The sequence below is a fragment of the Pseudodesulfovibrio profundus genome (assembly GCF_900217235.1).
Taxonomy (GTDB): Bacteria; Desulfobacterota; Desulfovibrionia; order Desulfovibrionales; family Desulfovibrionaceae; genus Pseudodesulfovibrio; species Pseudodesulfovibrio profundus.
The window spans coordinates 844,134-858,568 of record NZ_LT907975.1 but is presented as its reverse complement, the minus strand read 5'-3'; the positions used below and the strand labels follow the sequence as shown (position 1 = coordinate 858,568).

The following is a 14,435-nucleotide window of genomic DNA, read 5'->3' as shown; positions in this document are numbered from 1 at the left end:
AACCCAGGTCGACCAGCACTTTGCTGGTCGACCTTCTTAATACCTCATAGAATATAGGCGTTGCTTTTTTTGCTCGTTTTGTCTACCTCAGTTGGAGTTTCTCTGCTGGGGTTGTCTTTTGTTCTTTTTTTATGAGCAGAATGACTGTTTTTGTTGATGATACGAGCATAATGGAGTCGACGTGAAGAGGGTTCTGCTGGTTGCTGTCTGCATGATGGGGCTATTGATTTCAGTTGGTTGTAAGAAGACAACCACATCCGGTGATATCGGATATTCGTTTTTGTACACTCCCGGGGATCATTTGGAGGAACTGGTTGAAGCTAAAAAGTATGATGAAGCTTCAATGGTTTATAATTCCGAGGAGATGTGGTTTGTGGAGCGCCAGGATGATCAAGAGATCATGTCCCTGTTGCAGGTTGTGTATAAAGAGCTTGATGCTAAATATTTAACCCCACTTGAACAAGAGACTAGCCGAGTTGCAGCGATTCAGTGGCCAGTTGAAAGAAATCAATGGAAAGCCACAAAGAAGACTCTGGACGCATTTTACGTAGATATTCAAAAGTCGGCTTCCATTCGTCTGTTTCAAGCTCCTGGCTTTAAGAGTGATACCATAGATAAAGCCAAGACTACGTTGGCATCCAAGCGTAAGCAGTTAATCGAATATGCACCCACTGCGCTGGGCAAGTATCAGTTAACTACGGATGAGTGTTTTTTTGAAGCATACCCCGTCGAGGTAAATGGTGAGCAGTTTGTCGAGGTCCACGCTGTAGTTTTTCAAGAAACCATTACTAAAGCGAAAGGGAAAGAACTGCTCCATATTAATGAGAAGTATGTCGACTATCTGACCTCGGACCTCAAAACGCTCTTGGCAGATGAGTATTTTTCCGCTCATTGTCCTTCTCCGGAAAAGGCAGACCTCAAGCAGCTTATGGCCGCCTATTCAAAGGTGAACGAAGCTGGCTTGGAAATTGATTCTGTGCCGGGGGTGAAAATTTCATTTCTCGAAGTAACTAGTGAGACACTGAAAGATAAGGGCGTGATCGAGTTTCCGGTGGGAGTCGAGATGGACATGCCTTTTTCCGCTACGAGCGCAGGGCTTAGTAAAGGGTTTGAGCATAAAGATGTGAAGAGTGCCGATATCGTCATTCTTTTCAATTTGGCCTCAACGAAAACCTTTCGACGGGTGGACAGCAGCAACTACGTCAAATCCAAGTTCCTGGCTGGGCATAAACAAGTCAATAACCCTGAGTGGGATGTGCTGCAGGTGGAACTGCAGCAAGCCAACATGGAGATCATGACCAACTCCGGCGGCAGGCTGAGCACAAGCACTGCTAATCCGTATACAAACCTTGGCAATGCACTTGCTAACCTTGGACGAGATCTTCAGATAAATGAAGCCAAGGACAAGGTTGAGGAGTTGAAGGAGAAGTTCAGAAATACCCCTCGGTACATTGATGAGCCCGTGTATGAACCGTATCACTTCCAACGAGTGGAGATGGAAGTCGAAAAGACAGGTACGGTTCAGTATTACGTCATCGATCAGCGTAGAAAGACGTATTATACTGATTTCTTCGACATCCATTCACAGGAGTTTTTCACCGTCGCCTACAATGTTTTGGATGAGGACCCTGATAAGGAAAAGCATCAGACCACAAACGTAACAGAGGTTGTGGTCGATGAATTCGAGGGTGAAGCCATTTCGGTGAAAATTTCCGAATTACTCGACCATTACTCCAAGAACAAAGCGAACCATAAACGGTACGCATCGCTGAGCACCATTCGGAAGGATGTGGTTAAGAATCGTAATGTTGCCGTGGCAAAGGCCAAAGAGAAAGAATACGGATTTGACAAGAAAAAAGATAAGCGTTTTGAAAGTGTGGTGGTCGTTCAGGCTTCCAACTCTTTGGGGACAGGGTTCTACGTTACAAGCAACCTTGTTTTGACCAATTATCATGTGGTGGAAGAACAGAAATTCGTCGAGCTTAAAAAGTGGGATGAAATTGAAACCTTTGGAAAAGTGATAGCCAAAGATGTTCGCTTGGATCTTGCCTTGATCAAGGTTCAGGACAGAGGACTTCCCGTGACATTCTATTCTAAAAAGAAATTACCTGTAGGCGAGACTGTTGAAGCAATTGGTCATCCCAAGGGGCACCTCTTTACACTGACTCGGGGAGTCATCAGCACGATTCGAAAGCATGAGACTGTCATGGGAGTGAAGGGTAAACCGGTAATGTTTGTGCAAACAGATACACCCATTAATAGCGGTAACTCGGGAGGCCCTTTGTTTCTTGGCAATCAGGTTGTCGGGGTAAATGATTGGGGGCTTAGCAAACAGATTTCTGAAGGATTGAACTTTAGTATTCATTATTCAGAAGTGTTTACTTTCCTTGATGATAATAATGTTGACTACCGAAAAGGAAAATAAAATGTTCACTAGATTCAAATATATAGTCTGTGTTGTTTTGGTTTCAATGGTGCTGGCTTCATGTACTGCATCCAAAAGCCGACTGGGGATGGTGCAGAGTCCGGATGGTCTGATGTATGGGTCAGCAATGGATAGGCAGTTTATCGTGGACTCCAGTCTCTTTGTTAACAACAAGATTAAACTGAGAATCCGCAACACGTCTGGTGATCCGGCTTTCAATCTTTATGAGTTCAAAAATCGCCTGGAAAACGCCTACGCTGCACAAGGGTATGAGCCTACGGATGGAAATGATTTTGGTATTCTGCTGGATATCAACGTAAACTACTCCGGCCAAATACAAGAAGACATGCGTGGTGAAGGGCTGTTGGCCGGTGGAGCATTGGGTGGTGTGGCTGGTGCCTATGATCCCATAACAACCGGTTCCGGTAATACATGGGCCAAAGGAACTGCTGGAGCGGTTGTCGGTGCAACAGTTGGCTATATTCTTGGTAGTTACGTGACGGACGACACATATATCATTCGTTCAGACATAACTTTAGCTACTATCGCTCCTAGAGAAGAGAACGATGGTACGACTATCGTCTTCGGAAAGAGTGAGAAGATAAGCCGCAAAAAGAATAACTTCAGGGGCTTTCGTCAGCGTGAGAAAGTTACTTTGGCAGTATATGCTGGTGGCCGAAATGTTGATCAGTCAGAGATTACATCAGGCGTTCAGCAGAGAATGCTGAGAATTTTGACCGATGTAATTTAAAAGCACTGATTCACCTGTGCGATCACTTTCTCTATTGGTGAAAGTAAGATGGTAATTGGAAGCTGGAGTATAGGAAGTGCGTTGTCGCTTTTATGCTGAGTTGTCGAGTTGAAAGCTTAGAAATGCGAAAGCCCCGTTCTAAACGGGGCTTTCGTTGTTTTAATCACCTAGAAAAGTATTTTGTCAGCAGGACGGCGTTCCGGAACTACTTCTTTTTCAATGGTTCCTTCATTGTACTCTTTGCTGACATATAAAGCACAGAAGCAAGCACCGTATTCTTTGATGTCTTCTTCTCTGTAGGTGCAGGGGCAAATGATATCTTTGTCTGCTTCGATCTCGCCGTTGGCAAGACGGCAAGGACAAGCCATGTAACCCAACCGCTCTTTGTTGGTAAGGAGTGATTCAATAAGCGGCATGGTCATTTCCATGTCTTTATTGAAGTAATAGCCTTTGGGCTCTTGAATTTTTTTCAGCGCATCATACAGTTGTTCAGCGTTCATTGATTACTCTGCCTTTTTAAGCGCTTTGTCGATCTTGTCCTTGTGGTATCCGACAACCACTGTGTCCTTTATGACGATAGTCGGAAAAGAAACAGCCGGATTGTGGTCCTTGAGTTCTTTGACGACTTCTTTTCGCTCTTCTCCTTTGAGCTCATCGACATGCACGCAGCTGTATTTTATGCCACATTCATCAAGATATTTTTTTGCATTTCTGCAATGAATACAAGTGGAAAGAGCGTATACTTTCACATCGTCCATCTAGGCCTCCAAGTCAAGCGGTTCACTTTGTCTCTGTCGCAGATATGCATATCAACCATGTCTACCAACGCGACGAGGATGTAAAATTCATTGTGTAAGACCCCACGCTAATTCCTTTGCAAAACAAGTTCAAGTTTTCTGATAGCTATTGAGCAGAGAAATGTCAGGACAAAGTACATGATGAATACCGTAGTCCATATCTCAAAGCTCCTATAGGTTGTGGTCATTATCTGTTGTGCCTGGAAAGTGAGTTCTTCGATGGAGATGACTGACACAATTGCAGAGTCCTTGATAATGGATATAAACTGACCGGCCAATGCGGGGAGCATGCGCTGAAGGGCTTGAGGAAGGATGACGTACCGCAGGCACTGGCTACGGCGCATCCCAAGAGCTGTGGAGGCTTCCCATTGCCCGGTTTCAACGGATTGAACTCCTGCTCGCACAATCTCAGCTATATAGGCTGCTTCAAAAAGAGCCAGGGTCAGGACTGCGGAAAAGAACTGAGGAGCACGGTTAATTGGGCCGATGAAAAAAGATAGTGCTGACTTGTATTCAGTTGGCAAACCATCAATGAAAGTTTCAAGGTTGATGGCCTTCATGATCTGGTCGCCAATGAAGAAATAGAAAATGAAGATAAGTACCAATGGGGGCGTATTTCTGATCAGGCCGATATATGTCGTAGCGATCTGACGCTTGAATAGGGATGGGCTCACACGAAATAGTCCAAAAATGATCCCCACAATGAGCGCCAGGATCGTGCCCCAAATGGAAAGGCGCAGGGTGGTGTAGAGTCCCTGTAGTAGCAGCCCGGCTTCCCAACTGCCGGAGGCATCGTCAAACCGTAGGATATACTGAGGGATTATCTCCCATTTCCAGTGATAATTCAGGCCGGTGGCTGCTTTGAAGACAAGATAAAAGACAGCCCCCGCCAGAGCTGCCAGTATGGCAGCATCCAGCAGGGTAATCTTTAATTTTTTACGATGGTGAGGGTAAGACAAGGTCTACTGCTTACTGAATCTGGTTTTCCCATTCTTTGGAAAAGAACCAATAGTCGTAACGATTTTGCAACCACCCCTTGCTCATGTTGACTCTGACCCAATTGTCCAACCAGTTCAGGAAGTCGTGATCACCTTTGCGTACAGCAAACGAGATTGGCTCTTTGGTGAAGTCTTCGTCCAGAGGGAGGTACAGTTGCTCTGCATACTCTTTTGCCAGATTGAAGGGCAGAGGGTTGGATGCGACCAGGGCGTGAACACGATTGTTCAGCAGTTCCTGGATGGTCTGCGATTCTTCGGCAAAGTACAGCTTTTCTGCTTTGGGAAGAAAGTTCTTGGCTGCTTCGGCAGCAGTTGTCCCAAGTCGCACGGCAATCTTGGTGTCTGGAGTATTGAAGTCTGCAAGAGTTGATCTGTCCCCAGCCTTGGATTTGCTGGCAACGATGGACATCCCCGAGAATTCGTAGGGAATGGAAAAGTTAACCTTGAGATTACGCTGTGGGGTGATGGACATGCCACCGATGATGATATCGAATTTGCCGGTGAGAAGGGCAGGAATGATGCCGGACCATTGTGTGGGAACAAACTCGACTTTGACTCCCATGTCCTCGGCCAGTTTTTTGGCAACTTCGATTTCAAAACCGATATAATCGCCTTTTTTATCTTTCATTGCCCATGGCTTGAATGTGTCGAAGCCGACCTTGATGGTGCCGCGTTTAAGGATGGTTTCAAGCTGGCTTTGATTGCTTTCACTTGCTTGAGCGGTGGTGACGCTGAAAGAAAATGCGAAAATGCAGAGAATGAAAAACAGGAATGTTAATCGGATGGATTTCATACGTAATCTCCTTGGACCAATGTGGTCGATATTATTAAAGTTATGCTTTGCAGGACTCTTGAGCGAAGGTGACATGGGATACTCCCAAAATCGCAATCATGGTTCCTTCTCCCGTGTTGATTGCACGCCAAATGGTCATTTTATACTCCATGTGGTTGGGGTTAAAGCGAAATGCTTTTGGTGCGCCGCTCCATAAAATTGACCAGGCCAGACAGTGTCGTGGTTATGACCAGATATATGGCGGCAACCGTAAACCATATTTCAAAAGTTAAGAATGTTTCCGCATCGATCATCCTGCCTCGCTGTGTCAGATCAAGGATAGCCACCGTAGATACAAGCGCAGAATCTTTGATTAAAGATATTGCCTGACTTGTCAGTGGAGGAAGTACCCGTCTGATTGCCTGTGGCAGGATAATATGTCGATACATCTCCAGCGGGGGCATGCCGAGACTCTTGGCCGCTTCCCACTGGCCTTTGTCTATGGATGTGATTCCAGCGCGGAAAATTTCCGAAGCATATGCCCCCTCAAAAAGCGAGAGCGCAAGGACTGCTGCCCAAAAACCGGACATATCCATGATAGGGGCTATAACAAAATAGATGAAAAAGAGCTGAATAAGGAGTGGCGAATTGCGGATCAACTCCATGTAAAACCGAGCGAGACCTTGTCCCACCCAGGAATTGGACATGCGCAGAAGGGCCGTGGTCAGACCAAACAGCAGCATGAAAACCATTGATATGGCGGTTATCTGCAGGGTGACACCGAGTCCTTGCATAAGTGGCCCCCAGGAGAGACCTCCCTCAGTCATCGTAAAGATATACTGAGGAACCCGGTACCATTGCCAGTTGTATCCAAGCTGATTGGTTCCAAGTAGAACAAACCAGAAAATCACTCCGAGGAGTGCTATGAACTTGAATGTATCCCAAATGGATGAAATGGGAACTCGTTGGAGTAATGGCGGTTTTTCCGAATGCTGCAACGTCATGAATCTGTGGTGTTTATTGATTGGCTACGACCTGTCGAGCTTGTTTGCATAACATAACAGATTCAATCAAATAATCCAGTAACTATTCCTTTTGCAGCGACTCGGCAGCTTTATCATGGCTTGGGAAAGCTTCAATCAGTGACTTGATGCCATCGAATACTTCATCTGGCGTACCGTTGGCGCTGATGGATTTGATCCTGTCCTTGTTCAGTGCAGCCCAGGTCTGGTAGCCCTCGCGGATTCGGTTGTGAAACGAAATGTGTTCAGCTTCAAACCGGCCCTCTTCCTTGGCTTTACCTTCTTCCAGGTTGCGAAGGGTAGCGCGCTTCAATCCGATTTCGGGATCAATATCGAGGAGTATGGTCAGGTCTGGCCACATCGAATCCACGGCAACCTCATTCAGGTGCTGTAACGTGGCTGTGTCTATGCCTCGACCGTATCCCTGATAGACGACTGTTGAGTCGGCAAATCGATCGCACAGTACGACCTTGCCTTCTTCCAGGGCAGGGCGAATTACTTGTGCCACGTGTTGCGCTCTGTCGGCGAGATACAGAAAGAGTTCTGTTATGGGCGTGATATCATCATTGTCGACATGGAGAAGCATTTTTCTAAGCTCCTGCCCAATGCGACTTCCCCCAGGTTCGAGCGTGAGTAACACCTCGCGCCCTTTGGATTCAAAGTACTCTTTGACTTTTAATATCTGCGTCGATTTCCCGGTGCCTTCTATGCCTTCAAAGGTAATAAACATTGGTTCTCCGGCTTGTCGTTTTTCTTTTTCCCCATATCGGGGGTCACGGTCGGACGGAAGACGCTTCGTTCGAGGAATCTGAGGTAAGGCGACCATTGCTGATCAGTTTTTTCCATATCCTCGTACGCCTGATCGATAATGTTGAGTTTGGCGTCCATGTTGTCAGCAAAATGAAGAACAAATGCTTCGGGCGTATTGGGGCGCACAGGGGAGCCGAACTCGTGTTCACCATGATGGCTGGTGATCAAATGCCGAAAATGCAACTTGAGTCCATCATCAAGGGATTTGGATCGCTTGAGAAATGGCTCCAGTTTTTCCTGACCGAGTTGTATGTGACCGAGAAGTCTGCCTTCGTCGGTGTAGTCGTTTGCAAGACCACCGGTGAGTTCCCACGCTTTGCCAAGGTCATGAAAGATTGCTCCGGCCAACAGTGTCTGTCGATCCAGATCTCGGTATACATTGCATATTGCCATGCACGACTGAGCCACGCGGAGCGAATGTTCTAGTAATCCACCGATATATGCATGGTGGACTGTTTTGGCACCAGGAGCCGTCAGCAGCCGATTTCTGATATCATCGTTGCTCAGTACTTTGCGGCAGAACGACTTCCATGGAGCGTATTTCATATGCTCCGTAATCAAGTCTTCGACTTGTTCTAGCAACTCAGTAGGCGGTGTTTTTGATGTCGGAAGGTAATCGGCCAAATCTATTGAAGGCTGGTCTGCACTGACAAGTTCAAGGTGATCAACTTTGAGTTGATTCTTGTCCCTGTAGCTTTCGACAAATCCTTGAACACGAGTTATTTGTCCCGCAACGAGTGAAGGGTATTCTTGGCTTTTAGGGCTCCATATCTTACCATCCACTTTGCCGGTCGCATCTTGAAACGTCAGGTTCCAGTACGGGCCGTTTCGTGACTGAGCCAGACTCGCTGCGCTCAGCATGAAATAGTCATTAACCGGTATGCCGGGGGTCAGGTCTTGAATATATTGCGACTTTTGGGTCACGAATCTTGCTATCTCTTTAGTGTTGAGGTACCTCGCCCATAACCTTAGCCGAAGTGAGCGATGTGAAATGCGGATTGTCCGCTTCAAGGTTAGAAACCCGATTTCACTTGGATTGTCAAATCTAATACCACGGGGTGATCATGAATATACTACTTGCCAACGACGATGGAATCCAGGCCATTGGCTTGCGTTCGCTTTACTTTGCACTTGTTGAAGCCGGACATACGGTTCGAGTGGTCGCTCCCGTGACCGAGCAATCTGCTGTTGGTCACGCCGTAACGCTCTTCATGCCCATCAAAGTCAAAGATTTCCGTGAAAACGGATTTGTTGGGCAAGGAGTACATGGAACACCTGTTGATTGCGTCAAACTCGGCCTTTCAACCTTGCTTGATAAAGCTCCGGACCTCGTTCTTTCCGGTATAAATGCGGGTGCCAATGTCGGGGTCGACATCCTGTATTCGGGTACAGTTTCCGCTGCGACGGAAGGGGCCTTGATGGATATTCCGGCAATGGCTGTATCCATGGATTGCTTCAAACCGACAGACTTGGTCGGACAAGCTCGGTACACCGCAGAACTTCTCGATAAAATCCCTTGGGACAGTTTGGCTCCTAAATGTGTTCTGAATCTCAATTTCCCCAACTGTCCCATCGAAGAGGCCAAGGAAATGGTGGTTTGCGCTCATACTCGCGCGTCATATACAGACTATTATGATACACGTCAGGATCCCAGAGGAAGTGACTACTACTGGCTGAATGGTGCGATTCCACCTGAGAGGATCAGTGCAGATAGGGATAGAGCCTTGTTGACGAAAGGGCATATCACGATGACGCCGTTGCATTTTGACTTCACCGAACGTGAAACAATGCAAGTGCTCAGCGAAAAACTATTATGATGGTTGACGAAAAAATATTTCAGGGCGTATTGTAATTCGTCTTCCTAGGCATTTGTAAAAATAACACAGCACACCAAGTGAGGAGGAAGCTGTATGGCTGTTAAGATCGGTTTGAACGGATTCGGAAGAATTGGCAGATACTTGGCTCGACTAATTGCAGAGAATGATGATCTGGAGTTGGCTGCTGTAAACGCTCGAGCTTCTAATGAAGATCTGGCTCATCTTCTGAAATATGACTCTGTCCACGGTCGCTTCATGGATGTGGAGCCGACAGAAGACGGTTTCGTCATGAATGGAAAACCCGTTACCGTGACCCGTAAAGCTCCCGGCGAGTGGATTTGGGGTGACTTGGGCTGCGATATTGTTGTTGAATCCACTGGTAGCTTCCGTGATAGGGAAAGCTGCGAGAAGATGATTGCATGTGGCGCCAAGAAAGTTCTTATCTCCGCCCCCGGCTCTGACCCTGATTTGACTGTTGTCATGGGTGTTAATGACGAGCTCATCAAGCCGGAGCACAACATTATTTCCAATGCTTCCTGCACAACGAACTGCCTGGCTCCTGTGGCCAAGGTCATCAATGACAAGTATGGGATCAAGCATGGTAATATGACCACTGTGCACTCCTACACAATGAGCCAGCGTATCCTTGATGGTTCCCATAAGGACATGCGTCGTGCTCGTGCTTGCGCTGTCAATATGGTGCCGACCACAACTGGTGCTGCAAAAGCTGTAGGGTTGGTCATCCCTGAGTTGAACGGTGTTCTGGATGGCATGGCTATCCGTGTCCCGACCCCCAACGTTTCCCTCGTGGACTTGGTTTGCGAGTTGGAAAAGCCGGTTACCGCTGAAGAGGTCAATGCGACTTTGAAGGCTGCTGCCAACGACTCCATGGGCTACACCGAAGAGCCTCTGGTTTCGGTAGACTTCATGGGTTCCACCTTTGGTGGCGTGGTCGACAGTTCCCTGACTCGCGTCATGGGCGATACGCAGCTCAAACTTATCATTTGGTACGACAACGAAGCCGGGTTCACGAACCAGTTGCTTCGCTTGACCAAGAAAGTGGCAGGCATGCTCTAATTTGAGAGGATGTCGAGCCGGAAGGCGCTGCTTTTAGCGCTTTCAACGACGTAGATTGGATCCCCCTGTTTCTTATGCAGCAGGGGGATTTTTTTTGGCATTGTGCAAAAAAAGAGACGCCCTTGGAAGAGGGCGTCCCAGTTGTGACATATCTGTATCAGCTCAGGTGTTACGCTTGTGAAGCCCTGACGTCATCACGGAACAACTTGTAGTTGATCGCATCAACGACCGCCTGCCAACTTGCTTCGATAATGTTGTGCGAAACCCCCATAGTGGTCCATCGCTCGTTCTTGTCTCCCGTTTCAATGAGGACGCGAACAAATGATGCTGTTCCACCAGTGTCTCTCACGGCACCGGAAAGAACTCGAACCTTGAAGTCCAACAGTCGTACTTCCTTGAGTTTGGGGTAGAATCGCTCCAATCCTTTTCTGAGCGCTCTGTCCAGGGCGTTAACAGGTCCCATGCCGGTTGCGGCCGTGTGTTCCTGTTGTCCCTTCACGTCGAGGATAACTGTGGCTTCCGTGAACGGTTCCGGGTCTTCTTCTCGCTTGGCGTCCACGACAAAGAAGTTCTTGAAACTGAAGTAGTTCAACTCCTTGCCCATTGCCTGCTGAAGAATCAATTCAAAAGAAGCATCGGCAACAGAGTATTCATACCCCATGCTTTCTTTAAGCTTAAGCTCCTTGAGAAGTCGGTCAACTGTCGGATCATCTTTCCCTAACTCATAGCCCAGTTCTTTGGCTTTGAAGAGGATGTTCGATTTACCCGCCTGATCAGACAGCAGTACGCGCTGCTCATTACCTACAGATTCGGGGGTAATATGCTCATAGGTCTTTGAATCCTTGAGAATCGCGGAAACATGAATGCCCCCCTTATGCGCAAATGCGGATGCGCCAACGTAAGGCTGTCGCATGAAGGGGCGAAGGTTTGCTGTTTCACTTACAAAGTGTGAAGTGACCAGGAGTCGTTTCAGGTTTTCGCGACCGATGGTTTCAATATCCATCTTCAATTCAAGGTTGGGGATAACGGAGCAGAGATTGGCATTGCCGCACCGTTCCCCGTAGCCATTGATTGTCCCCTGAACCTGACTGGCTCCCATTCTCACGGCTTCAACCGCATTGGCGACAGCAAGTTCGGAATCATTGTGCGTGTGAATCCCGAATTCGGCATCAGGAAGAGTCTCCTTGACCGCTTCGATGATCTCAGACAGCCGGTGCGGCATGGTGCCGCCATTGGTGTCGCAAAGAATCAGCTTGTCGGCGCCAGCTTCATAGGCTGTCCTGAGTACTTCCAATGCGTAGTCTGCATTGTTGATATAACCATCGAAAAAATGTTCGGCATCAAAGAACACTTCATCGGTGCGTTCCTTGATGTACCGGACACTGTTACCTATGAGTTCCAGGTTGCGTTCCAGGGGAACACCGAGAGCAATGGTTGCGTGCAGGTCCCAGCTTTTACCGAAAATGGTGATAACCGGAGTTTCAGCTTCCAGAAGAGCTGCAAGATTGGGATCGTTTTCAGGCGTCTTTTTGGCAAAGTGTGTGGAGCCAAAAGCAGCCAGTTTTGCGTTTTCGAAGGTGTGCTTCTTGATATCCTCAAAAAAACGCTTGTCCGTTGGATTGGAGCCGGGCCAGCCGGCTTCAATATAATGGATGCCCAGTTCGTCCAGCTTGTGGGCGATTCTGATCTTGTCTTCGGTAGTCAGGTTCAGTTCTTCGGCCTGGGCACCATCTCGCAACGTCGTGTCATATATGCTTACTTTTCTCATAATGTCTCTAATGGTTCGCCTTCATCAAGATGGAAGGCTTTGTGAAGAGTGCGCACCGCTAATTCGGTGTATTTGTCGTCGATCAGGCATGTGACCTTGATCTCGGACGTGCTGATCATCAGGATATTGATATTCTCATCGGCAAGCGCTCGGAATGCGTGTGAAGCGACTCCGGAGTGGTTACGCATGCCGACGCCGATAATCGAAACCTTCGAGACATTGAGGTTTGAGTTTAGCTCTTCATATCCAATTTCATATTTTAGTTTTTCCAGTGTCTTAATAGTCTGATCTACGTCTGCCCTTGGTACGGTAAACGTCATATCGGTTTTACCGTCCTTGCTCGGATTCTGAACGATCATATCGACAAGGATTTTCTTTTCAGCAAGAGGGGAAAAAATTTGTGCGGACACGCCAGGGGTATCTTTGACGTGTACGAGAGTAATTCGGGCCTGATCCTTATCGTATGCGATTCCGGAAACAAGTACGGATTCCATGGTTTCATCCTCCTGCGTGACTATGGTGCCCGGCTCATCAGCGAAAGTGGAGCGGACGTGAACGGTTACATTGTATTTTTTTGCGAACTCAACGGAACGAATCTGTAGGACTTTAGCGCCCATGCTGGCCATCTCCAGCATCTCGTCATATGCGATCTTGTCCATTTTGCGTGCTTTGGAGCATACATTGGGGTCTGTGGTGAATACTCCCGGGACATCTGTATAGATTTCACAAACATCCGCTTTGATGGCTGCAGCCAGAGCCACAGCTGAGGTGTCTGACCCACCTCGTCCGAGAGTGGTGATACGTTGTCCGTGGTCGCATCCCTGAAATCCGGCAACAACGAGTATGTCGTACTCCTTGAGCATGCCTTTGAGCTTGTTCTCGTCAATATTGACGATACGAGCCTGACCGTACGAGTCATCCGTTTCGACTGGAGCCTGAAAGCCAAGCACCGAGCGGGCTTTGACGCCTTGCTGTTTCAGCAGCATTGCAAAAAGGGCACAGGAAACCTGTTCACCGGTGGAGACTAGGGAATCAGCCTCTGCCGGGTCCGGGTTGTCTGACCATTCATTGACCAAATCCAATAGGCGATTGGTTTCTCCCGCCATTGCGGAAAGAACGACGATGACTTTGTTGCCTGCTCGATAGGGACGGAGCACCTTCTGCATAACTTGACGCTGGCATTCAAGGTTGCGTACCGAGGTTCCGCCAAATTTCTGTACGACGATGTTCATGTTAGCTCTGTGTTCTACTTGATTTTAAATTGATCCGGTAAGGATCGGGCTATATCTAAAGCCGCTCCACTTGTTGCGTGAATAGTCACATTGCGCCCCGTCTTTGACGGAGTCCATATCAAGTGGAGAGCGTTACTAGGCCACTCTTCTTTGTCGAGGAATTGAATCCACTCAACGATTGTCAGCATCAGCGGATTATCAAAACACTCGAACAGCGCGTCATCCGGTGGCATTCCTTCCAATCGGTAGAGGTCGAAATGGGCCACTGGAGGCGTTGTGGGATAGAGGTTGAAAATATTAAAACTCGGACTTGATACTTCCGCCTGGTCTGCCCCCGGCAAAGACTCCACTAATCCGCGCACAAGGGTGGTCTTTCCCGATCCGAGATCTCCCTGCAGAAGCAGGGCGGGAGGACAACTGGTAGCCGCGAAATGCTTTGCCAGTTCTTTTCCAAGGGCAACGGTCGCAGTGCTGTCTGGAAGATGAAGTGCCAATGAGTCCAAAGCGATACCTAGCTCTGCAGCAGCGTTTTCAGAACGTCTTCTTTACCCACCACACCAACAAGGGCTTCATCCTCGATGACGGGCAGCGTATAGAGCTTTTCATTGGCCATCATGGTTGCAATGTCATCAATCTTAGTTGCAGGCGAGATAAATGTCGGGGTCGGAGTCATGGCCTCGGCAACTGTCAGTGCAGAAATCTTGGACATTTCTTTTTCCAACTCCTCATGAGAGGAGATGGGGAAAACTCCATCCAGCAGAGTGAAGAATGAAGGCAGGGTGATTTTCTTTTGCTGAGCCACGAGATCGGATTGGCACAAGATACCAACAACTTTTCCTTCATCAATAACCGGAGCGCCGTTAATCTTGTTTTCCAGCAAGGTCTTTGCAGCGGTTGCAATGTCGGTTTCAGGAGTCAATGTGATGCAATCGGTGGTCATGATATCTTTAGCTGTAAGCATGGTGT

Annotated in this window: 15 protein-coding genes; 4 read left to right on the top strand and 11 right to left on the bottom strand. The window is 47.8% G+C overall.

Going from position 1 to position 14,435, the window contains the following annotated elements; translation table 11 throughout:
• Nucleotides 1-181: 181 nt before the first annotated feature.
• Entirely contained in the window at nt 182-2,425 is a 2,244-nt protein-coding gene (locus tag DPRO_RS04240; RefSeq protein WP_097010944.1) for a S1C family serine protease, read from the top strand.
• Nucleotides 2,400-3,176 (top strand): complement resistance protein TraT, encoded by a 777-nt coding sequence (traT, locus tag DPRO_RS04235; RefSeq protein WP_162291142.1) that lies wholly within the window; start codon nt 2,400-2,402, stop codon nt 3,174-3,176. Before DPRO_RS04240 ends, traT begins: the two co-directional genes overlap by 26 nt.
• A 167-nt stretch (nt 3,177-3,343) precedes the next feature.
• Here the strand turns inward: traT and DPRO_RS04230 are convergent, their stop codons facing one another.
• From DPRO_RS04230 to DPRO_RS04200, 7 genes are all read right to left on the bottom strand, one after another.
• Nucleotides 3,344-3,676, bottom strand: coding sequence for a ferredoxin-thioredoxin reductase catalytic domain-containing protein (locus tag DPRO_RS04230; protein WP_097010942.1), 333 nt, complete (start codon nt 3,674-3,676; stop codon nt 3,344-3,346).
• A gap of 3 nt (nt 3,677-3,679) precedes the next feature.
• Entirely contained in the window at nt 3,680-3,934 is a 255-nt protein-coding gene (locus DPRO_RS04225) for a glutaredoxin family protein (protein ID WP_097010941.1), read from the bottom strand.
• Nucleotides 3,935-4,041: 107 nt separating this feature from the next.
• Complete coding sequence (locus DPRO_RS04220; RefSeq protein WP_097010940.1) at nt 4,042-4,932, bottom strand: amino acid ABC transporter permease; 891 nt, start codon at nt 4,930-4,932, stop codon at nt 4,042-4,044.
• A 10-nt stretch (nt 4,933-4,942) separates the two neighbouring features.
• A complete protein-coding gene (locus DPRO_RS04215) occupies nt 4,943-5,764 on the bottom strand; it encodes a transporter substrate-binding domain-containing protein (RefSeq protein ID WP_097010939.1) in 822 nt (273 codons plus the stop codon).
• 161 nt (nt 5,765-5,925) lie between these two features.
• A complete protein-coding gene (locus DPRO_RS04210) occupies nt 5,926-6,537 on the bottom strand; it encodes an amino acid ABC transporter permease (protein WP_322788587.1) in 612 nt (203 codons plus the stop codon).
• A 292-nt stretch (nt 6,538-6,829) separates the two neighbouring features.
• Complete coding sequence (gene tmk / locus DPRO_RS04205) at nt 6,830-7,495, bottom strand: dTMP kinase (RefSeq protein WP_097010937.1); 666 nt, start codon at nt 7,493-7,495, stop codon at nt 6,830-6,832.
• A complete protein-coding gene (locus DPRO_RS04200; protein ID WP_407681402.1) occupies nt 7,471-8,499 on the bottom strand; it encodes a 3'-5' exoribonuclease YhaM family protein in 1,029 nt (342 codons plus the stop codon). Before DPRO_RS04200 ends, tmk begins: the two co-directional genes overlap by 25 nt.
• A gap of 140 nt (nt 8,500-8,639) precedes the next feature.
• On the opposite strand from DPRO_RS04200, the gene surE reads away from it, so the two are divergent.
• The gene (gene surE, locus DPRO_RS04195; protein ID WP_097010936.1) at nt 8,640-9,392 is read left to right on the top strand and encodes a 5'/3'-nucleotidase SurE; all 753 of its coding nucleotides are present in this window, start codon (nt 8,640-8,642) and stop codon (nt 9,390-9,392) included.
• 93 nt (nt 9,393-9,485) lie between these two features.
• The gene (gene gap / locus DPRO_RS04190; RefSeq protein ID WP_097010935.1) at nt 9,486-10,469 is read left to right on the top strand and encodes a type I glyceraldehyde-3-phosphate dehydrogenase; all 984 of its coding nucleotides are present in this window, start codon (nt 9,486-9,488) and stop codon (nt 10,467-10,469) included.
• A 169-nt stretch (nt 10,470-10,638) separates the two neighbouring features.
• Here gap and cimA read toward each other — a convergent pair whose 3' ends face one another.
• The 4 genes from cimA to DPRO_RS04170 are packed head-to-tail and all read right to left on the bottom strand — an operon-like array spanning nt 10,639 to nt 14,430.
• Nucleotides 10,639-12,237 (bottom strand): citramalate synthase, encoded by a 1,599-nt coding sequence (gene cimA / locus DPRO_RS04185; protein WP_097010934.1) that lies wholly within the window; start codon nt 12,235-12,237, stop codon nt 10,639-10,641.
• Nucleotides 12,234-13,469: an aspartate kinase gene (locus DPRO_RS04180; protein WP_097010933.1), complete on the bottom strand. Its 1,236-nt coding sequence runs from the start codon at nt 13,467-13,469 to the stop codon at nt 12,234-12,236. Before DPRO_RS04180 ends, cimA begins: the two co-directional genes overlap by 4 nt.
• A gap of 14 nt (nt 13,470-13,483) precedes the next feature.
• Nucleotides 13,484-13,963: a tRNA (adenosine(37)-N6)-threonylcarbamoyltransferase complex ATPase subunit type 1 TsaE gene (gene tsaE / locus DPRO_RS04175; protein ID WP_097013636.1), complete on the bottom strand. Its 480-nt coding sequence runs from the start codon at nt 13,961-13,963 to the stop codon at nt 13,484-13,486.
• 17 nt (nt 13,964-13,980) lie between these two features.
• The gene (locus DPRO_RS04170; RefSeq protein ID WP_097010932.1) at nt 13,981-14,430 is read right to left on the bottom strand and encodes a CBS domain-containing protein; all 450 of its coding nucleotides are present in this window, start codon (nt 14,428-14,430) and stop codon (nt 13,981-13,983) included.
• Nucleotides 14,431-14,435 lie beyond the last annotated feature (5 nt).